This is a genomic window from Paenibacillus sp. FSL R5-0519, assembly GCF_037974275.1.
Lineage (GTDB): Bacteria > Bacillota > Bacilli > Paenibacillales > Paenibacillaceae > Paenibacillus.
In genome coordinates this window covers 3,735,361-3,756,483 of record NZ_CP150234.1, presented here as the reverse complement: position 1 = coordinate 3,756,483, position 21,123 = coordinate 3,735,361, and the positions used below count along the sequence as shown (strand labels likewise).

17 protein-coding genes are annotated in these 21,123 nt (G+C 46.0%); 12 read left to right on the top strand and 5 right to left on the bottom strand.

Going from position 1 to position 21,123, the window contains the following annotated elements; translation table 11 throughout:
- Positions 1–112: 112 nt before the first annotated feature.
- Entirely contained in the window at positions 113–1,357 is a 1,245-nt protein-coding gene (locus MKY73_RS16745) for an aminopeptidase (protein WP_339302703.1), read from the top strand.
- Between the two features lie 89 nt (positions 1,358–1,446).
- On the opposite strand, the gene MKY73_RS16740 is transcribed toward MKY73_RS16745, so the two are convergent.
- Positions 1,447–1,905 carry a GyrI-like domain-containing protein gene (locus MKY73_RS16740; protein ID WP_339302702.1) on the bottom strand — a complete coding sequence of 153 codons (459 nt, stop codon included), beginning with the start codon at positions 1,903–1,905 and terminating at the stop codon, positions 1,447–1,449.
- 157 nt (positions 1,906–2,062) lie between these two features.
- Between MKY73_RS16740 and MKY73_RS16735 the strand changes: the two genes are divergently transcribed.
- Positions 2,063–3,223, top strand: a complete 1,161-nt coding sequence (locus MKY73_RS16735) for a leucine-rich repeat domain-containing protein (RefSeq protein ID WP_339302701.1) — start codon at positions 2,063–2,065, stop codon at positions 3,221–3,223.
- A 50-nt stretch (positions 3,224–3,273) separates the two neighbouring features.
- On the opposite strand, the gene MKY73_RS16730 is transcribed toward MKY73_RS16735, so the two are convergent.
- The gene (locus MKY73_RS16730) at positions 3,274–3,906 is read right to left on the bottom strand and encodes a nitroreductase family protein (RefSeq protein ID WP_339302700.1); all 633 of its coding nucleotides are present in this window, start codon (positions 3,904–3,906) and stop codon (positions 3,274–3,276) included.
- Positions 3,907–4,036: 130 nt separating this feature from the next.
- Here MKY73_RS16730 and MKY73_RS16725 point away from each other — a divergent pair, with 130 nt between their 5' ends.
- Positions 4,037–4,276 carry a hypothetical protein gene (locus tag MKY73_RS16725; RefSeq protein WP_339302699.1) on the top strand — a complete coding sequence of 80 codons (240 nt, stop codon included), beginning with the start codon at positions 4,037–4,039 and terminating at the stop codon, positions 4,274–4,276.
- A 137-nt stretch (positions 4,277–4,413) separates the two neighbouring features.
- On the opposite strand, the gene MKY73_RS16720 is transcribed toward MKY73_RS16725, so the two are convergent.
- Both MKY73_RS16720 and MKY73_RS16715 read right to left on the bottom strand, forming a co-directional pair.
- Positions 4,414–5,187 (bottom strand): M15 family metallopeptidase, encoded by a 774-nt coding sequence (locus MKY73_RS16720; RefSeq protein WP_076214769.1) that lies wholly within the window; start codon positions 5,185–5,187, stop codon positions 4,414–4,416.
- Between the two features lie 412 nt (positions 5,188–5,599).
- Positions 5,600–5,962, bottom strand: a complete 363-nt coding sequence (locus tag MKY73_RS16715; protein WP_338594318.1) for an iron-sulfur cluster biosynthesis family protein — start codon at positions 5,960–5,962, stop codon at positions 5,600–5,602.
- 167 nt (positions 5,963–6,129) lie between these two features.
- On the opposite strand from MKY73_RS16715, the gene MKY73_RS16710 reads away from it, so the two are divergent.
- The 7 genes from MKY73_RS16710 to MKY73_RS16680 all read left to right on the top strand — a co-directional run bounded on the left by MKY73_RS16710 (position 6,130) and on the right by MKY73_RS16680 (position 12,897).
- The gene (locus MKY73_RS16710; protein WP_339302698.1) at positions 6,130–6,714 is read left to right on the top strand and encodes a TetR/AcrR family transcriptional regulator; all 585 of its coding nucleotides are present in this window, start codon (positions 6,130–6,132) and stop codon (positions 6,712–6,714) included.
- A gap of 127 nt (positions 6,715–6,841) precedes the next feature.
- Entirely contained in the window at positions 6,842–7,285 is a 444-nt protein-coding gene (locus MKY73_RS16705) for a nuclear transport factor 2 family protein (protein WP_339302697.1), read from the top strand.
- Entirely contained in the window at positions 7,278–8,138 is an 861-nt protein-coding gene (locus MKY73_RS16700) for an ergot alkaloid biosynthesis protein (protein WP_339302696.1), read from the top strand. The genes MKY73_RS16705 and MKY73_RS16700 overlap by 8 nt, the downstream gene beginning before the upstream one ends.
- Before the next feature lie 222 nt (positions 8,139–8,360).
- A complete protein-coding gene (locus tag MKY73_RS16695; RefSeq protein ID WP_339302695.1) occupies positions 8,361–9,335 on the top strand; it encodes an ABC transporter ATP-binding protein in 975 nt (324 codons plus the stop codon).
- A complete protein-coding gene (gene opuFB, locus MKY73_RS16690) occupies positions 9,328–10,842 on the top strand; it encodes an osmoprotectant update ABC transporter permease/substrate-binding subunit OpuFB (RefSeq protein WP_339302694.1) in 1,515 nt (504 codons plus the stop codon). Before MKY73_RS16695 ends, opuFB begins: the two co-directional genes overlap by 8 nt.
- Positions 10,843–10,892: 50 nt before the next feature.
- Positions 10,893–12,239, top strand: a complete 1,347-nt coding sequence (locus MKY73_RS16685) for an NAD(P)/FAD-dependent oxidoreductase (protein WP_339302692.1) — start codon at positions 10,893–10,895, stop codon at positions 12,237–12,239.
- A 49-nt stretch (positions 12,240–12,288) separates the two neighbouring features.
- Positions 12,289–12,897 carry a DUF1349 domain-containing protein gene (locus tag MKY73_RS16680; RefSeq protein ID WP_339302691.1) on the top strand — a complete coding sequence of 203 codons (609 nt, stop codon included), beginning with the start codon at positions 12,289–12,291 and terminating at the stop codon, positions 12,895–12,897.
- 228 nt (positions 12,898–13,125) lie between these two features.
- On the opposite strand, the gene MKY73_RS16675 is transcribed toward MKY73_RS16680, so the two are convergent.
- Positions 13,126–13,599: an SET domain-containing protein gene (locus MKY73_RS16675; RefSeq protein ID WP_339302690.1), complete on the bottom strand. Its 474-nt coding sequence runs from the start codon at positions 13,597–13,599 to the stop codon at positions 13,126–13,128.
- Positions 13,600–13,796: 197 nt separating this feature from the next.
- On the opposite strand from MKY73_RS16675, the gene MKY73_RS16670 reads away from it, so the two are divergent.
- Together MKY73_RS16670 and MKY73_RS16665 are read left to right on the top strand one after the other, a co-directional pair.
- Positions 13,797–15,353, top strand: coding sequence for an ABC-F family ATP-binding cassette domain-containing protein (locus tag MKY73_RS16670; protein WP_339302689.1), 1,557 nt, complete (start codon positions 13,797–13,799; stop codon positions 15,351–15,353).
- Positions 15,354–15,802: 449 nt separating this feature from the next.
- On the top strand, positions 15,803–21,028 hold the full coding sequence (locus MKY73_RS16665; RefSeq protein WP_339302688.1) for an S-layer homology domain-containing protein: 5,226 nt from the start codon (positions 15,803–15,805) through the stop codon (positions 21,026–21,028).
- Positions 21,029–21,123 lie beyond the last annotated feature (95 nt).

The window sequence follows — 21,123 nt, the reverse complement described above, 5'->3', positions numbered from 1 at the left end:
ATTTTGTATAGATGAAATTTTGCAAATTGATCATGCGTAGTGAAAGAGAAGGAATCGATTCTGAAGAAGCGAAAGTGGTCGTATAATATATGAAACAGGAGTGAACACAACCATGAGTCAATTTGAACAAACCTTTGAAAAGTCATTGGAACAATACGCAGAACTGGTTGTCAAAGTCGGCGTAAATATTCAAAAAGGGCAGGACTTGCTCGTTACCGCACCCATCGAAACGCTTGAATTCACACGTTTGATTGTTCAAAAAGCGTATGCAGCCGGAGCGAAGTACGTGCAAGTGGAATTCGATGATGATAACATTACCCGCAGTCGTTTTGAACATGGCTCCAATGACAGCTTTGACTACTATCCGGCCTGGAAAGGCGACATGATGGAGAAGTTCGCTGAAGCCGGAGGAGCAACATTGACGATCAAAGTACCTGACCCGGATCTGTACAATGGGATTAATTCGGACAACGTCTCCCGTGCGACTAAGGCTGCTGCTCAAGCACGTAAAGGATATTCCAAATATACACGTAATCATGAAATTAGCTGGTGTTTGATCAAAGCACCGACCAAGGCTTGGGCGAACAAAGTGTTTGCCGACATCCCGGAAGAAGATCGTATCAACGTGATGTGGGAAACCATCTTCAAAATGAACCGTGTGGATGGCGGAGACGCCGTACAAAATTGGAGAGAGCATCTGGATACCCTGAATACCATGAGTGATCTCCTGAACCAAAAGAACTATAAGAGCTTACATTACCGTGCGCCAGGTACAGACCTGAAAATCGAATTGGTTAACAATCATATCTGGGGCGGTGGTGGCAGCGAAAATAAACAAGGCGTATACACGGTTGCCAATATGCCGACTGAAGAAGTATTCACCATGCCTAAGCGCAGTGGGGTAAACGGTTATGTTAGCAGCACCATGCCTCTGAACCTGAACGGGCAACTGGTTGACCAGATGAGAATCACCTTCAAGGACGGACAAGTTGTTGCCTTTACGGCAGCATCAGGCGAAGAGCATCTGAAGAACCTCTTTGCCACGGATGAAGGAGCACGTTATCTGGGTGAGGTCGCACTCGTGCCTCATGACTCCCCGATCTCCAACTTGAATCGTATTTTCTATAATACGGGCATTGATGAAAATGCATCTTGCCATTTGGCTGTGGGAAGTGCGTATCCATTCAACATGAAAGATGGCACAACGATGTCTAACGATGAATTGTTGAAGCATGAGTGCAATGTGAGTCTGACCCACGTCGATTTCATGATCGGTTCCGCAGAGCTGGATATCGATGGTGAGTTACAGGATGGCACAATCGAGCCGGTATTCCGTAAAGGCAACTGGGCATATTAATTTTCTAATCTAGCTAGTCATAGTAGTAGTGTTTAACGAGAAAGTGACTTCAACCTGAAGTCACTTTCTTCGTTTCTTCGTAACATGGATTATACAGGTCTCACAGGCACACATATCTCGCACCAATGCTGATGAAGCAGTTCCCAACGATATCGTTCTATAACCGGCTTACTGTCCATCCGATAACCACTTGTTTGTAAATGAGGAATGATCACACGCCATGCCTGTTGAATAGCTTCTGCCGTATGTCTCACCTTACAGATAAGATAGTCTCCGCTTGATAACTCGCCAATCTCAACTATGTCATCTTCCAGATGTTTAGATTCCGTGATAACAATACAGGCATCATATCTACATTCCTCGGGTGGTGTGGTAGTCGGGTCATCTTGGGGGATGCCCAGTAATGTTGCTGATTCATGAAGCAATTGGTTTTTGTCTGCCCATTGTTTGAGCGTATCCATCGCTTGGGCATTGGCTGGACCGTAAGGCCCCACTTGTCGAACATAGGCAAGGCGACACGACGGGAGGTTTTCGATATACATTTGCATGGAAATCTTCCTCTCAATATGGTTTTCTCTTACATATTGGATGCTAACATGGTATAAAAAATATTGCATAATGAATTGATTCCCCGTACCCAAACTCGTAGAATAGGAAGGATATGTTAAAGGATGTTTTAAGAGAACAGGAGGGGAAGAGTGAGATATGGATATCACCAATGCTTTTACGGATGAACGTTTCAGGCAAGTTGTGTTGGATCGTTTTTGTAATGAGAGGGGACTTATTCAGGAGAGTGACGTTCGTGAGGTTGAGACATTGCAGCTTTCAAATCACGATATTAGTAATCTGGACGGGATTGAGTATTTCAAAGGTCTTCAAGAGTTAGATTGTGCCTATAACCAATTGACGGGTCTGGATCTTGCTCAGAATCACATGCTCAGGACGTTACGTTGCAGAGAGAATCAGCTTCTTACTCTGGACCTCCATTCCAATTCAGAATTGCATGTACTCGATTGCAGCTTTAATCGACTTCGCCAATTGCATCTTTCTCATAATTCCAAACTTGTCACGCTAGAGTGCCATTGGAATATGTTGTCGGAGTTGGCTTTGGAGCACCTTGAGCAGTTGGAGGAACTGAGTTGCAGTTATAATGCTCTTTTCACGCTTGAGCTTGAACACAATATACACTTGCGGCGACTGGATTGCGCTAACAATTACATGTTGGATCTCGATGTATCCGGCTGTCCAAACTTGCTTGAACTTCGATGTAATCACAACCATATCAAACAGCTGGATCTTACTTCAAATCTGGCTCTGGAGAGTATCCGTTGTTTTAACAACCATATTAGCAAGTTGGATCTTCGTCATAACGTGCAATTAAGAGAGCTTTATTGTTCCGAGAACAAATTAACCGAGTTGGATTATAGCGCTAATCCCAAGCTGGAGAGACTGCAGTATGCGGACAATCTGATTTTTGAATCCAATCATGAAGTTCAGGGGATGGGTGTGTTTCAGTATGACGCATCGATGTCCAACTATCAGATGCGCTTACATATTCAGGATAAAGAACTGGTAGTCACTGCACAGGTTTCAACCAAGGCGGAGATGGAGGTATTGTCCCCATATATGGAAGCGACATGGAATCGATGGGACATGCTTGGTGAGCAGGCGCTTAAAACAATCGCCGAGGCCCATCCGGACGAGGATATCAGTGAATTGGTTTTGGCTGATGCAGAATTTCAGGGAGATCGGTATTTCCGATTGGGTTATGATGCGGGGGATACACCTGCTGGCCGACTGTACATATATGCGGAGTTTGACGATGAATTTCAAATGTTGGATACATTGATTTATGAAACGTATTAAAGCCACGAAAACGTGGCTTTTTTTGCTTTGTTATTGTATTAGGTTATATATTATTCAGCGTGCATTTTGTTGAAGCTAACATATTCATTAATCGGTTTACGGTAACCGCGTGGGCGCTGTTTGGCTTCCGACTTTTTGCCGATGGTAATCAACATAACCGGTACGTAATGATTAGGGATATCCAAGCTTTGTTGTAATTCTTCTGCGTCAAAACCAATCATTGGACAGGTGTCCCAACCGCGATCTTGAGCGATCAGCATAAACTGCATGGCAGACAGGCTGGCATTGCGAATCGCATCCTCACGTTGGAAGAATCTGCCGCGAGATTCGTAAAATTCGGTTACACTTTGGGATTCTTGCTCATATTGGAACGGAGTGAGGGCGCCCAGATTCAGCAAACCTTCGTTAATGGTGCGGATATGATGGTGTGCGTTGACATCGCCCAGAACCACGATGACCGCAGAAGCTGTTTTTACTTTATATTGCTGGGAAGCTTCATAAACTTTCTCTTTCTGTTCCTCGTCTTTGATCACAAGATAGTGGGTGTGTTGCAGGTTAAAGGCAGATGGTGCAAATTTGTTCAGGGCAAACATCTCTTGTAGTTCAGACTCCGAAATCTCAATTCCTTCTTCAAAAATAACAGCCGACCTGCGGTTTTTAACCAGATTCTCGAACTCACTCATGATGGTTTCCCTCGCTTATGTATGATTTATAAAATTACTATAACACACTTAGTTACTTTATGTAAGTATTATTTTTGAATAAGACAAGGATTGCCTGCCATACGCTAAAATAAAACACTAGAGGTGATCCATGAAAGCTCTCATCACAAGATTTAAGGGAGGGCATAACCCGCATGAATTTCGGGTATATGTGATCCAATCTTCGACGTTAAAACGTTTTGTCATTATGGAGATTATTTTGGGTTCAATCGTGTACAATGTCGCACTGTATTTGTGCCATAATACACTACTTGCTGGCGCAGGCTCTTGGGCAGGAACTGAAAGTCTGAAGAGATTGCCACTGGTCTTTAGGAGAATCGTTGGGACGTGATGATGTGTTCAAAATGAAAAAGATTGAAGCAGAAGAGGGCCACTAGCGGCCCTATCTTCAATTTCAGCCTTGATATCTATATTCATCCTTCTTTTATCTAATCGAATAGCTGACTAGAGATAAGGTAGATATCTACCTTATTTGGCTCGTTCCAAATATTGCTCCAGTGTAAGTTTCTGATTGGTAATTTCACCAGCAATATAGACTCCGACATAACGTACATGCCATGGCTCATAGGAATAACCCGTTAATTTCTCTTGGTCTTTGCCGTAACGAATGATGAATCCGTATTTGTGGGCATTGGCTTTTAGCCATTTGCCTTCTTTGGTGTTGCCGAAGCTTTGCTGAAGATCATAACCGGCGGAAGCGCTGGAGATATCCATTGCAAGACCCGTTTGATGTTCGCTTTGTCCTGGACGAGCACTTGTTTTGTTGGCAACAGCTTCACCTTTGATGCTGGCATTCCGGTCAAAGATCGATTTCTGAGTCGCATAAGAGCGATAACCAGACACGGCTTTGATATCAATGCCGTCTTTTTTGGCAGCGGCAAATAATTTCTCAATCGCGGTTGCAGCCACTTTACGCATCTGTTTCTTCGGACTTGAGCCTGAGAAGCTAAAAGGAATATTAGGTACAACCAAATCTTGAGGTGCGTAAGTCGAAGGCAGATTTCTCTTTTTATTGACAAGCACAACCGTACTGGACACATTGGTCACAGTTGCCACATTTTTAATCGTTTTGATCGTACGACCAGGTGCATTATCATGCAGAAATTGAGTGAAGCTGGAGCTTGCAGCAGACGCGACTGGATTCAGGCTTGAAGTGATGGGAAACGTAGTAAAAGCAGAACCTGCTACAACAGAACCTATGAGAATGGTTGATATGATGGATTTACGAGTAAAAGGTTTCATGATGTGTGTTCCTCCTCGGAATATATGAATCTATATACCGAGTATACTAGAGGATTATATCCATAGGTTCTCCAATTGTTTCCGAGTTGTAAACAAAGTTTGCTATACAAGTTGAACTAAAGATATTTACACTGGACACTCCGATGACAGAACAACCTTCCGATCGCTGTTATCCCCTGATTTTTTGAATTCCCCTTATAAGGGGAAAATCCGGTGATAAAGGCGAACGCTTCGCTTCTTCAGGTTTTTTCTTTCCTCTCCGTTTCGTGTAAATGTTTAGTTATTCCATCTTTTATAGAGTCTTTTTTGCAACTCTGATAGAGGCATTCAAAGAAAAGAAGATTAAAAGCCGTTGCATATGCAACGGCTTTTGTTGTGAAGAGACTATTGTTAAGTCGTGTTAGAGACTGTGTTACAACATGCAGGCGTCGGATCCACCAGAGCTTCCCACCGTTACGGCACGTGTATCGCGCACACGAACATTACCGCTGAGCACACCGGAGTCACTGCTTAATTTGAAGGATGGATAATTTTCTTCTGTATCCAGTTTCATGTGTTGTTCCAGGTTCAGTTGCTGTTTCGGATCAACATAGAACGGAACCAGATTGGTTTCAATCTGAGCGTCAAGAGCCGCGAGTTCATCAACAATGATGATCGCAATAACTCCGTTACATCCGCAGCCTTCCAGATCATAAATTACTTTGAAGTAACCAGGTTGGTCATTCAGGCTTTCTGTCAGACGTTTTGCAGCCAGGTCTGTAATTTGAATATACATATAGGTACACTCCTTAATATGTGGTCATGGTTGTGAGTGGTAAAAGAATTCATTCAACTTCTATTCTCATTATACCACTTTGTGAAAAATCAAAGCATTTATTTTCTTGACTGATCAGTCTGGAAAAGGTATTCTTTATTTAATGAATAGGGAGGTGAGGTCTGAAATTGGGAAGAGCCAAGGAGTTTGACACGGAGACCGTTCTAAGAAAAGCAACGTCTGTATTTGGAGCGTATGGTTATGAAGGTACATCTTTGAACTTGCTGCTGAGTGAACTTGGCATTGCGCGGCAAAGCCTGTATGACACATATGGAACGAAACATGATTTATTTGTCTCTGCGCTTAAATTCTATATTCAGAAGAAGACAGAAGCAGGGATAAGACTATTAAATGAATGCACAAGTGTGAGGCATGGCGTGACACAGTTGTTCAACGAAGTGATTAACGTGCTCACAGACGATGAACGTCGTAATGAATGTTTCATCATTAATAGCGCGGTTGAACAGGCACCACAAAATCACGAAATCGCAGACTTTATTCAAGCCACCAACCAACAAATGGAAGATGTTTTTCATACGGCGTTGTTACGAGGACAGAGGAATGGCGAATTGAAGCACGCAGAGGAAGATTTGTCTGGGCTTGCCCGTTTTCTGAATTATTCCCGACTCTCATTAACCTTTACGGCGAAGAGCGGTGCAAGTGCAGAAGCGTTGCGAGATTTTGTACAGATGACCCTAAGGGCTATGGATTAACGATTTACATGATTGGAGCATAAATTCGTAATGATTTTTGAAAATGAACGCGTAGCGCGTTTATTTTTTAACTATTATAGACTGAACAGTCTGGAAAAAAGATAAAAAAACTAAGGAGGAAATAAGGATGATACCATCTCGGCAGTTGGAAGCAGGCAATAGTATACCGCATCAGATCATGCAAGGATTTACTCAATTGCTACTGGAAGGAAAACTGGAACAGTGGTTGGAGCTATATACACCTGAAGCTATTTTCGAATTCCCATATGCACCAGCAGGATATCCACAGAAACTGGAAGGCAAAGCGGAAATTACGAATCATCTTCATAATCTGCTGGAGATGATTGAAATTCAGCAGTTCTCTGAACCGGTAATCTTGGTCGATTCCACGAAACAACAGTTTGTGGCTGAATTCACTTGTAAAGGGCGCTCATTAGTAACAGGCAAGCCGTACAACCAAACTTACATCTCTGTGGTGAATCACCGGAATGGAAAAATTACACATTATAAAGACTATTGGAATCCGTTGATCGTACTTGAATCGAACTTAGGGGGAAGTGAACATGAATAATGATAAACCGTTTACATTGATTACAGGGGCTAATGGAAAGACAGGAAGCCGTGTTGCGGCTATACTTCAAAAGCAACAATATCCGGTGCGCTTGGCAGGAAGAACTAAAGCATCTCTTTCTGCTTCTGGTGAGAACTATGTCTATTTCGATTGGTATGATTCCGAGACGTATGCTCGGGCATTGAAAAATGTGAACCAAGTGTACCTTGTTGTGCCAGTCATGGACATGAATCCAGAAAGTGTCATGATTCCGTTCATCAAGGAAGCATTGTGGAGCGGCGTTAAGCGATTTGTCTTGCTTGGCAGTGCTTCAGTTAATGAAGGTGGTCCTATATTTGGCGAAGTACATCAGTATTTAAAAGCGCATGCTCCCGAGTGGGCTGTACTCCAACCATCTTATTTTATGGAGAATTTTACGGAGGGACCACATCGGGAGACGATGAGGCAACTCGGTAAAATATACAGTGCTGCGGGTGAGGGCAGAATCGGTTTTGTCAGCGCAGATGATATTGCAGCGGTTGCCTTCCGAGCCCTGACAGATGTTATTTCTCATAATACAGAGCATATGATTACTGGGCCAGAGACATTGTCCTATGGGCAGGTTGCCAACATCGTAAGTCGTCTACTGGACCACACCATCCAGCATGAATCTTTGTCCGACGATGAATTGAAGAGTAGCATGATTCAAGCCGGGATGCCAGAAGACTATGCAACAGCTCTGGCAGGGTTGGATATTGCCATACGTGAAGAAGGCCGAGAAGATCAAGTAACGGATACCGTGCTGAAATTGACGGGGAATAGCCCGATTTCATTGGAGCAATTTGTTCAAAATCATATGGAAGTATGGAAATAATGAAAGAATCATAATGTATTGAATGAGAAGACGGTGCCTAGTGCCCGTCTTTTTGCATGTCTACCAGCATGTTGACATGGTTGATTGGAATACGGATCTCTGCCTGACCATAGGCACGACGGACAACAGTGATTATATGAACACACTTTTGGGGAAATAGATGAGGATGAAAGTTAGGGCGTGTTTTGAGACACGTCCTAGATAAAGGGGCGAAGAGAGCGGATGATTCAGTTCGAAAATGTATCAAAACAATATCCTGATGGAACTACGGCTTTGCGTCAGGTTAACCTCAACATCAACAAGGGAGAATTGTTTGTCATGATTGGTCCGAGTGGATGTGGCAAAACCACCATGCTCAAAATGATCAATCGCCTGATTGAGCGAACAGATGGAGCAGTGCTCATTAATGAACGCTCAATTGATGAATACAACATTCACGAATTGCGCTGGAATATCGGATATGTGCTGCAACAGATTGCACTATTCCCGCACATGACGATTGCCGAAAATATTGCGGTTGTTCCTGAACTGCGAAAATGGAAGTCAGATCAAATCAAGGAGCGCGTACATACGTTGCTGGACATGGTTGGTTTGCACGGAGATACGTACAGTGAGCGCAAACCTGCCGAGCTATCAGGTGGACAACAGCAGAGAATTGGTGTGTTGCGTGCACTCGCTGCCGATCCCGAGATTGTATTGATGGATGAACCATTCAGTGCTCTCGATCCGATGAGCCGTGAGAAATTGCAGGACGATATTCTGGATATCCAGCGCCAGATGAAAAAAACAATTGTGTTTGTCACCCATGATATTCAGGAAGCAATGAAGCTGGGTGATCGCATCTGCATTATGAAGGATGGAGAAGTATTGCAGGTAGGTACCCCGGAAGAGCTCATCCAGCAGCCAGCTAATGACTTCGTGCGTGAGTTTGTCGGAAGTCCTGATGCGGACACGAGTCCACCATTCGTATTTGATCTGGAAACCATCATGTCACCACTCTCACCTGGTCATGTGCCCAAATCTGTCAAAACTGCCGTTCCCGTATCAACTACCTTACCGGAGTTGGTTGAGATTATGAGTTCTAACGACCATTTGCTAGTGGAACGCAACCGACAGATTATTGGCGAGATCAATCGGGCAGATCTGATGAAATACTGGTCTGAACAGTTACAGGAACGAGGTGAGGGACATGAGTAGATTCACGGAGGTGTTCAGCGAGCGTAAAGGCCAATTATTGTCTGCTCTCCTGGAACATATTCAGATCTCTTTTATCGCATTGTTCTTCGCTGTCCTTATCGCTATTCCGCTTGGTATATACCTTACACGTAAACCAAGAGTGGCTGAACCCATTATTGGGGTTACGGCTGTGTTGCAGACTATACCATCCCTGGCGCTTCTCGGATTACTCATCCCATTGTTTGGTATAGGAACACTTCCTGCAATTATCGCATTGGTGGTGTATGCGCTGCTTCCTGTACTCCGCAATACGTACACGGGCATATCCGAAGTTGATCCTTCCATGGTCGAAGCGGCGAATGCAATGGGCATGAATAGTCGGCAACGTCTAATCAAAGTGGAACTGCCACTGGCGATGCCTGTCATTATGGCCGGAATTCGGACGGCTATGGTCCTGATTGTAGGAACGGCGACACTTGCAGCCCTGATCGGCGCAGGAGGCTTGGGTGCATTAATCTTGCTGGGTATTGATCGGAATGATACCGCACTGATCATCCTTGGAGCCATTCCGGCAGCATTGTTGGCTATTTTGTTTGATGTACTATTACGTCAGTTCCAGCGGTTATCCTTCAAGAAAACGCTGGTTACCCTTGGTTCACTGGCAATAATTGCGATACTTGTCATCACCATTCCCTTCTTGGCACGTGGAGGGCAGAAGGATCTCGTGATTGCTGGCAAACTGGGAGCTGAACCGGAGATTTTGATTAACATGTATAAATTGCTGATTGAAAAAGAGACGGACCTGACCGTTGAACTAAAACCCGGATTAGGCAAAACACCATTCCTTTTCAATGCACTCAACTCAGGTGATATTGACATCTATCCCGAATTCACCGGTACAGCGATCTCCGAATTCATGAAGGAAACGGCAGTCAGTACCGATCGGACAGAGGTGTACGAACAGGCCAGAGATGGAATGCTGAGCCAGTTCAACATGGTACTTCTGAAACCTATGGATTACAACAATACGTACACGTTGGCCGTTCCACAGAGCATTGCAGACCAATACAATCTTAAGACCATTTCGGATCTCAAACCGGTTGAACAGCAGATGAAGGCAGGTTTCACGCTGGAATTCTCGGATCGGGAAGACGGTTACCTTGGTATTCAGAAGAAATATGGAATTGAATTCCCGAACGTTGCAACCATGGAACCGAAGCTTCGCTATGGAGCTGTTCAACGAGGCGATATCAATCTCGTAGATGCTTACTCCACCGATAGTGAGTTGAGACAATATGAACTCGTCGTGCTGGAAGATGATCAGGAATTGTTCCCGCCGTATCAAGGTGCACCGATGCTTCGTCAAGAAACGGCAGATCAATATCCACAACTGGTTGAGGTGCTGAATCACCTTGCTGGAAAGATTACGGATGACGAGATGCGTCAGATGAACTATGACGTGAACGTGGATGGAGCGAATCCCGAGCAGGTGGCAACGGAGTACCTGAAACAGGCTGGATTGCTCTAACGTTGTGTATCCCAACAATAGACGTAACAAAAGGATGAGGAGGAACCATAATGACTCAAGAAACGTATGACTTGATTGCGATTGGCACAGGAAGTGCGGCAAGTTCTGTCATTACCCGTTGCGCTGAAGCTGGCTGGAAAATCGCTGTAATTGATGAACGTGAGTTCGGCGGAACCTGTGCACTGCGCGGCTGTGATCCCAAGAAAGTGCTGGCTGGAGCGGCTGAGCTGATCGACTGGAATGAGCGGATGCAAGGGAAAGGAATTCAGGGACGGGCGACTATCAACTGGTCTGAACTTATGGCCTTTAAACGTACCTTTATCGAGAGCATACCTAGAGCAAGTGAGGATAAATTCAAACAAGAAGGAATGGATACGTTCCATGGTAAAGCTTCATTTGTCGATGAAGACCATATTCAAGTTGGAGAAGAAGTGCTCCATGGCAAACACATCCTGATTGCTACTGGTGCAAGACCTGCGCCACTTGAGATTGAGGGCTCAGAGCATCTTATATATAGTGATGACTTTCTGGATCTGGAACAGCTGCCGGATCGTTTAGTTCTGGTAGGCGGTGGATACATTGCATTTGAGTTTGCGCATATTGCGGCCAGAGCCGGGACGGAAGTCCACATACTGCATCGGAGTGAACAGCCTCTGAAGTCGTTTGATGCGGAGCTGGTAGAATCTTTGTTGCAAAAATCAAAAGAGATCGGCATTCATGTTCACTTGAACGCGGAGGTGAAGTCCGTACGGCAAGAGGGGAACGCCTATATCGTTCATGGCACACGCAATGGTGCAGATCACAAGTGGCAGTGCGGACTTGTCGTTCATGGAGCCGGGCGTATTCCAAATGTGGATGGGCTGGAATTGGAGAAAGGCAACGTCAGCTACAGCAAAAAGGGTATTACGGTGAACGAGTATTTGCAAAGCGAAAGTAATCCGAGAGTGTATGCTGCTGGCGATGTAACCGATACGAAAGGGTTGCCTTTGACCCCGTTAGCAGGTCAGGAATCCCGGGCAGTATCGTTCAATTTGTTGGAGAGAAATCAACATAAACCTAATTATAAAGTGATGCCTTCCATTGTGTTTACTGTCCCTGCCCTTGGAGCTGTAGGTATGAGCACGGAGCAAGCCAAGAAAGAGGGCTATGAGGTGCAGGTAAATGATATGTCGAAATGGTATACTTACAAGCGAACTCATGAAAAATTTGCCATGGCCAAAGTAGTGATCGATAAATCAACTGGGCGTATTCTGGGCGCGCATGTGCTCGGGAGCAAAACAGAAGAATTGATCAACCTTTTTGCAATGGCTATTCAGTTCAATCTGACTATCGATCAGTTAAACACCATGAATTTTGCATATCCTACTGCTGCATCGGACCTGGGTTCTCTAATTTAGAAGTGATGATGAACTCCCCTTTGGGACGGAAGGAAGGATGAAAACAACGATGTCATCGGATTTTATTGGGCTTTATGAAGGCAAGTGGACTAAGGAACCCGTTGCTGCACGGATGGATGGGGATCGTTTCGTTGTGGAAGCTCGGGAAGGCAGTGACTTCTGGGAGAACACATTCTACGGGTTCTGTCATCGGGATGGACATGCCATGCTTGCTCCATGGGACGGAACGGAAGCGATTGAGGTATCGTTTGATCTAAGCTCATTCACCGAATTATATGATCAGGCGGGACTAATGTTATGGTATGGAGAAGACCAATGGATCAAGGCCGGAGTTGAGGTCAATGATGGTGTGGCACATGTTGGAGCCGTCGTGACGGATACGTATTCGGATTGGTCACTCTCTCCTGTGCCAGAGTGGGGTGGACGAATCGTAACAATCAGAGCCTCCTACAGTAACGAGGCCGTTGTCATTCGTGCTCGCACAGATGAGCATCCTTGGCGTACGATTCGGGTTGCACGGTTTGCCTATCCGACGAACAAACACGCAGGCCCATTTCTGTGTGCACCGAAGCGTGCAGGATTCGAGGTAGCCTTTACCAAGTGGAGATCCACGCCACCTGATGCTGACTTACACACAGATCCTCCGATTACGGATTAAAATAAGTTAAGATGCATGCTAAACAATGAAATTTGAGCAAGTATATCTCGCTTACCAAGAAAGACAACACAAATAAGCAAGTCTTCCGTTAACGGAGGGCTTGCTTATTTTCGTGCTTAAACTTTGCACCCTGAAGAGTATTCCAGGTGCTCATTTTACAATTCACCGGGGGGCGCTAGTTTTTTCGCATTTACAACGACAGTCCTTGCGAACTTTTAAGTTTAACGTTTATTTACTCGTGTCCGTATTCAGCGACTGGGTTTCAGTCTCTTTTTCACTCTCATCATCATTGGACTTATTGAACTCCAGCATACGCTCCTCGTAATCGTCCAGGAACCATAACGGGTCCATGCTGTCTTCCTCACCGTTGTAATTGATGACGATTTCTTCGCCAGCCTTGATGTCTGTATACGCGTAGAAGTCAAAGGTGTGGTTATCAAAATTGATATCATAGGTAGCGTTAGGTTCGTAAGAGTGGTTGATCAGACTGCCGTAGCCGAGCAGAATCGCAGTATGATTCGCCCCGTATTCGAACACGTAATCTTCCAAAATCGTTTTTTCGACATGCTCATGATCTTCATTCGGGTAAGGCACGACGGGTGCCTGATGGATAAGTGTTCCTTTCGCAATATCAACGGTAGCAAAGACCCCGCGGTTAAACTCACTACCATCACCCAACTTGGATTGTTTCACTTCAATCATATTTTTCACCTGATGCTCTTTGAAGAGCTCCGTTCTATATAGTAATAATTCGTTAAGGCAAAATTTTAACCCATCCTTTCATATAAGGCAAATTTCAGACAAAAAGGTGCAATATTTTTGAATATGGCGTTGAGTTGTGCAGGATATAACGCTTATAATATACAAAGAATTAAGTCTATATAGAAAAGGTGTCATGAATGAGCATATTAAATGTAGAAAAATTAAGTCACGGTTTTGGTGACCGTGCTATCTTTAACGACGTTTCATTCCGCCTGTTGAAGGGCGAACATATTGGTCTGATCGGGGCTAATGGTGAAGGTAAATCCACCTTCATGAACATTATTACAGGGAAACTTCAGCCGGATGAAGGCAAAGTGGAGTGGTCCAAACGGATGCGTGTTGGTTACCTGGACCAGCATGCTGTATTGAACAAAGGCCAATCCATCCGTGACGTGCTTCGCGGCGCGTTCCAGTATTTGTTCGACATGGAACAGGAAATGAATGATATGTATGGCAAAATGGGCGATGTAACTCCAGAGGAGCTTGAACAACTTCTTGAAGACGTGGGCACGATCCAGGATACACTGACTAACCAGGATTTCTACATGATCGATGCCAAGGTGGATGAAACCGCACGTGGTCTGGGTCTGACAGATATCGGTCTGGATAAAGACGTCAATGACCTGAGTGGTGGACAGCGTACCAAAGTACTGCTTGCCAAGCTGCTGCTGGAAAAACCGGATATTCTGCTCCTTGATGAGCCTACGAACTATCTGGATGAATTGCATATTGAATGGCTGAAACGTTATTTGCAGGAATATGAGAATGCTTTTATTCTGATCTCACACGATATTCCGTTCCTGAACAGTGTTATCAACTTGATCTACCACATGGAGAATCAGGATCTGACCCGTTATGTGGGCGACTATGATCATTTCCAGGAAGTGTATGAGATGAGAAAACAGCAATTGGAGTCGGCGTACAAACGCCAACAACAAGAGATTGCTGACCTCAAGGACTTTGTAGCCCGGAACAAAGCAAGTGTGGCAACTCGTAACATGGCAATGTCCAGACAGAAGAAACTCGACAAGATGGAAGTCATTGAGATTGCCAAGGAAAAACCGAAACCACAGTTCAATTTCCGTGATGCAAGAACGTCGGGCAAGCTCATTTTCGAAACCAAAGGTCTTGTGATTGGTTATAACGAACCGTTGTCCAGACCACTGGATCTGCGTATGGAACGGGGACAGAAGATTGCCCTCGTTGGTGCAAACGGAATCGGTAAAACAACCTTGATGCGCAGTATTCTGGGTGAAATTCAGGCGCTGGAAGGAACCGTTCAACGCGGTGAACATCTGGAGATTGGTTACTTCCAACAAGAGATGAAGGATGCCAACTACAATACGTGTATTGAAGAGATCTGGCAGGAGTTCCCTTCATATACCCAATTCGAAGTGCGTGCTGCACTTGCAAAATGTGGTTTGACAACAAAACACATTGAGAGCAAGGTAGCTGTACTCAGTGGTGGCGAGAAAGCCAAAGTGCGTCTCTGTAAGTTGATCAATAACGAAACCAACCTGCTTGTACTCGATGAGCCGACGAACCATCTGGATGTAGATGCCAAGGAAGAGTTGAAACGTGCGCTCAAGGCTTACAAAGGCAGTATTCTTCTGATTTCCCACGAACCGGAATTCTACCGTGATGTAGTTACAGAGACGTGGAACTGTGAGTCATGGACAACGAAAGTTTTCTAAATAAAGGTTGTTCAAAAGTCACGCACTAATAATACGAGAGAGCTTGCGAACAAGCTCGAACGGTGAGAAAAGGCGCGAATTTTGCTTGCAAAACAGGCAGAACTCGGGCCTTTTTTTGCTTAATTTAACGAAAAATGTTGGTGCCCAATTCACAGTTGACAGCTTGAATAAGGCAATAATATAATTCAAGAAAGCGATTACATTTATATATTAGAAACCTGTTTCACTGCATAGGGGCGAAGAAGACACGGTATTCCGTATGGGTACCATTTTGCACTTAGAAGGGAAGACGGGTCTTTTTTTACTCTTTAATGAAACCGGTTTCATTAAAATAAGGAGGTGGACCCCGCTTTTGTACTGACCGCCGGCTGCTGAGGATAGGCTGAGCAACAACATCGCGTCTTTAAGAACCATGCTTTCATCTTTCACGCCAAAGGAGAGAATGGACATTGGATAAACTCAGGAAACCCATGATATTCATGTTATCTGCAACACTTGCGCTGTCTTCCGGACCGTTGATGCTACCAAGTAAAGCTTATGCCGATCTGGGGAGTATACCCGCCACGTTGCTGCAGGACGATTTTTCGGATGGGGATTACACGGAATCACCTGCTTGGAACGTAAGTTCAGGCAACTGGGAAGTGATCACGGACCCGACAGATGCGTCGAACTTCACACTTTTCCAGAGCGATACCAATGAAGGCATCATCTCTACTGGAGAATCCATGTCGGACATGACCGTGTCCATGCGCTTTTACACGGGGAACGGTCAAGGATATCCGGGAATATTGCCGCGGTTTCAGGATAAGAGCAACTTTTACTATTTTCAAATGCAGGTTCCCAATAATAAGCTCGTTTTCTCAAAAAGGGTGAATGGATCAGATACCACGTTGAAAACGGTGGACTATGCATTTGCTAAAAATACATGGTATACCCTCAAAGTGGTGTTATCAGGCACAACCATTCGAGGGTATATCGCCGAAAACGGCTCCGATCGGTTGATATTCGATCTGGTCGATCCTACATACGGTTCAGGTACCGTGGGCATTCGGAATAAGTGGCAATCGGTACATGCAGATGACGTGATCATTGCCGATCGACCGCCGGAGAACGATATTCAGCTTGCTATTTCCGAGCAGACGGCGTCTTCGGTTTCCCTGCAATGGTCTGAACTCGTGGGTGCATCAGGCTATCGCCTGTACCGTTCCAACATGCCTGAAGGGGGCTATTCCCTAGTAACCAACACCGGAACTTTGGGACACACGGATGAAGGATTAAGCGGGGATACAGTCTACTATTACAAACTCGCCTATGAATACGGAGGTCTGACTGAGTCCTTGTGGTCCTCGCCGTTGGAAGTACGAACTTCAGCGACCGCCCCTCAGGCTCCGAGCGAATTGAAGGCCGAAGCACTCAACGCAACGAGCGTGAAGTTATCATGGTCGGCCGTGGACAAGTCAACGGGTTACCGCGTGGTTCGGGCCGAAGCTGGCAGTGAGCAATACGAGCAGATCTATGAAGGGAAGGGGCTCACTTATACAGATCAGGAACTTGAGCCGGGCACCAGCTACAGCTATCGTGTTACGGCCTTCAATGCAGCTGGAGAGTCAGCCTCCACTGTTGAAGAAGCCACGACGTACTCCATTGACTCTCCTACAGAGTTTGCTGCAACAGCTGTGACGGATACATCCATCTCTCTGGGGTGGAATGCTCTTACTGGATCAGATGTAACGTATACGCTCTCCAGGTCTACCAGTGCTGCGGGTACGTATCAGCAGGTCTATAGTGGGAATGAAAGTACGTTTAACGATAGTGGTCTGACGATGGGCACAGGATATTTTTACATCATCCAGGCGACCGTAGACGGCGTAACTTCTCCAGCATCCGCACCGTTGGGTGTTGCCACAGTTCGCACAAGCATTACACCAGGCCAATTGTGGCCAGGTCTGGACGGTCAACCGATTGATGCGCATGGGGCTGGCTTTTTCTACGATGAACAGACGGAGACCTATTACTGGTATGGTGAATATCATAAGGGCGGCTGGCCAGCTGTTGGGGTGCGTGTGTATTCTTCCAAGGATCTGATGAACTGGACAGATGAGGGCATGGCTCTATCGACACTTCAATCCATGGATGATTTTGACCATGACCCGTTGATCTCCAAATTGTATGCGGGGCGTGAGGACCGCGTGGATATCTGGGCAGATATTCGCAAAGGACGGATCATTGAACGACCGAAGGTCATCTACAACGACAAAACAAAGAAATACGTGATGTGGGCCCACATGGACGGTGATAAGGACCCTTATAACGATAATGCGAACTATGGTAAGGCGCGGGCCGGTTACGCGATCAGTGACTCTCCAACTGGACCTTTTGTGTATCAGAAGAGTTACCGGATGGACAGAGCCCCGGAAGGGGAGAAAGATTACTTTCCAAGTGATAAGGGTATGGCACGTGACATGACGTTGTTCAAGGATGATGATGGCACCGGTTATCTGATCTACTCCAGCGAAGAAAACCTGACGCTTTATATCTCCAAACTGAATGAAGACTACAGTGACGTAACAGGGTGGCATAAGGAAGGACGAACGGATGACAAAGGCAATCCGGTACGTGATTCCACCTATCAGGCTGAGTATGGCGTAGATTACGTGCGTGTGTTCCCTGGAGGGCAACGCGAAGCACCGGCGATGTTTAAGTATCAGGGAAAATATTATATTTTGACTTCCGGAGCTTCCGGCTGGGCCCCTAACGAAAACAAAGTGACGGTGGCGGATAACATTTTTGGCCCGTGGTCAACACAGACCAATCCGTTTGTGCGCACGTTGCCGAGTGATCCCGATCCAGGCAAGGCATTCGGCACACAGACGACATCCGTCATTCCGGTCGATCCGGAAAAAGGCAAGTTCATATACGTGGGGGATACGTGGAATGGTGGCAATTTCTCAAATGATGCTGCAAAATACGTGTTCTTGCCCATTGAGTTTGGAATAGGCTCGGATATCGGGATCAAGTGGTATAACAGTTGGACACCGGATCTGCTGAATTCGATGGGCAAGGTGGATATCGCTGATCCGTTGCCGGAAGCCGTGGCGCTTGGCAAAGTACCATCTCTTCCAACGACATTGAACGTTCGCGACGGTGGTGAACTGGTGTCAACGCCAGCAGTGTGGACGATTGATAACCGGGCTATGACGGCAGAAGATTTTGCTAAGCCAGGACCCCTCACGTTACAGGTAACGACACCGGAATATAACAACAAAAAGCAGGCGGTTCGTGTAAACGTCATTCCAGAGAATGCCCTATATTTTGTGAACAGCGGAGGGTATGAAACGGCTGATTACAATCTTATTGGTGCGTATATGAAAGGAACACTGGCCAACCCGGGAACGGCAGACCAGATGTACGCTCCGGCAGAGGGTCGCAATTGGGGATACACCAGCGCAGACGCACTGTCATCCGGCTCGAATGGCGGAGATATTTTCTCGACCGTACGTTATCTAAACGGGGGCAATGTCAGCAATTCTCCAAAAGGCACAGACTTAACCTACAGATTTGATGTACCGAATGGAACATATGATGTGTACGCGGGATTCAACGATCCGTGGACGAATGCATCGCGCAGAGCCAATTTCATCATCAATGGCACGAATACCGGGGCTGTTACGTTTACGCCTGCCAGTGTTAGAGCACACAAAGGCATCATTGTGTCGGACAACAAACTGGAGTTAACCGTGCGCAATACGGCATCACAGGACCCGATGATTAGTTGGATAATGATCGTTCAGCCAGATGCTATGCCACCTATTAATGACAGTGCTGGTCTCAATGCGGATGCGGTGGATTCAACGAGTGCAACGCTTCATTGGGATGCTCATCTTGGAGCAGCAAGCTACAAGCTCTACCGCTCAGATCGTGAGCAAGGTGAGTACAAGGTGGTCTATAGCGGCAATGGACGGGAGTACACGGACAGTGAACTGAACCCCGGCACGGAATATTATTACAAAGTGGAAGCTTTGGATGCGACAGGGCAATCGGTGAGAGGTGTATCTTCCGCATACCAGGTGCATACGGCTCAGCAGACTGCTGCCGATGTAGCTACAGGCATTACGGCACTGGAACAACCTTCAGTAGGTGCGAAAAAAATAAAGTTGCCATCCATGCCACAAGGTTTCACGGTGAAGATCGCTTCCAGTTCGGTACCGTCCGTCATTCAGACGGATGGAACGATTGTCCCACCTTCAAAGGAAACAACAGTACTACTTGCGTTTGAAATTACTCGAATTTCTGACGACACAAGAGCCTTGACTGTACCTTTGACGGTGAAGGTGCCTACGTCTGTTTCTTCTCCTGGAGGATCGGACCCTGGTTCGGGTAGCAACCCAGGCGGCAATTCCGGTGGAGATTCAGGGAATAGTTCTGGTTCAAGCAACAATGGCGGACAATCAGGAAGTGGGAGCCCAAGTGCAGAGAATGCTGTACCACAACCTAAACCGGAGAAAGACCGTTCAGTTCTGGAATTGCAAGGACAGTCTGACCAGAAGGGTGTAGTGCAGTCCAACGTGGATGCTTCAACGATTAAAGAGGCTTTTCAAGTTGCCCCCTCAACAGATACGGGTCAGCGCTTGGTCGAACTCCGGCTGAAGCCGGTTTCGGGAGCAACTGCATATGAAGTATCTCTGCCTGCCTCTGTGTTAATAGATCAGGGTGAGTCACATGTGTTCAACATGGTTACAGAGCTGGGGATGTTGGAGCTTCCTGCGACACTATTAACGAAGGATGTCGTTGGTGATGGGGTTGCATCCATCCGATTGGTCAGAACGGAGTTACCAAAAACAGTCGCAGATCAGCTTGGCACGCAATATGGAGTCCAGCTTGAACTTCAACTGGATGGTCAACCATGGCCATCGGAAAGCGAGTTAATACTTCGTCTGCCTTACCAATCATCACAAAATGCTCAGCAGGATCGGATTGTAGCATTTGCCATTGGTGCGAACGGTGTCGCAAGTCCATTGCCGCAAAGTTACTATGATCCAACTAGCGGGCAGCTTGTATTTTCCGTAACGTCACTCACAGGAAATTATGCTGTTGTGTCTGCGGAGCAGGCATTCGCAGATCTTGCAGAAGTGCAGTGGGCCAAGAAAGCGATGGAGGCATTGGCAGTCCGAGGTGTGATTGATGCCGAAGCAAGTGGGGATTCCACCCGGTTGCATCCAAAACAGGAGATGACTCGCGGTCAATACATGCAATGGTTGATGACTGCGCTGGGCTTGAATGCTTCTTCCGGGAATGCTTTTACGGATGTAAACGAAAAGGCTCCGTATTACGAAGCAATTACAGCTGCGCGTTCACTAGGTATAACAAGTGGTACTGGTGACGGGCGTTTCCTGCCAGAGTCCACGATCACTCGTCAAGAGATGATGACGTTGACAGTGAGGGCACTTGCGGCGGCAGGACGGATTGACTCCGAGAAGGCTGCAACAGATAACCTTACTCGTTTCCGTGATGCTTCCGAAATTCGCTCCTATGCCAGGGATAGTGTGGCATTGCTTGTCGATCTGGGTATCACACAAGGGTACAACGGTGAGGTGAAACCACTTGCCGAAGCGACCCGAGCCGAATCGGCTGCGTTGCTATATGCGATGATGAGCAAACTGGTATGGAAGAAATGATGATACATTCGAATCGTAAGGTGTGAAAAAGAAGGCTTACTTTGACCTGGAATCCAGGTTGGAGTAAGCCTTCTTGATTATGCGCCAGCCATGGG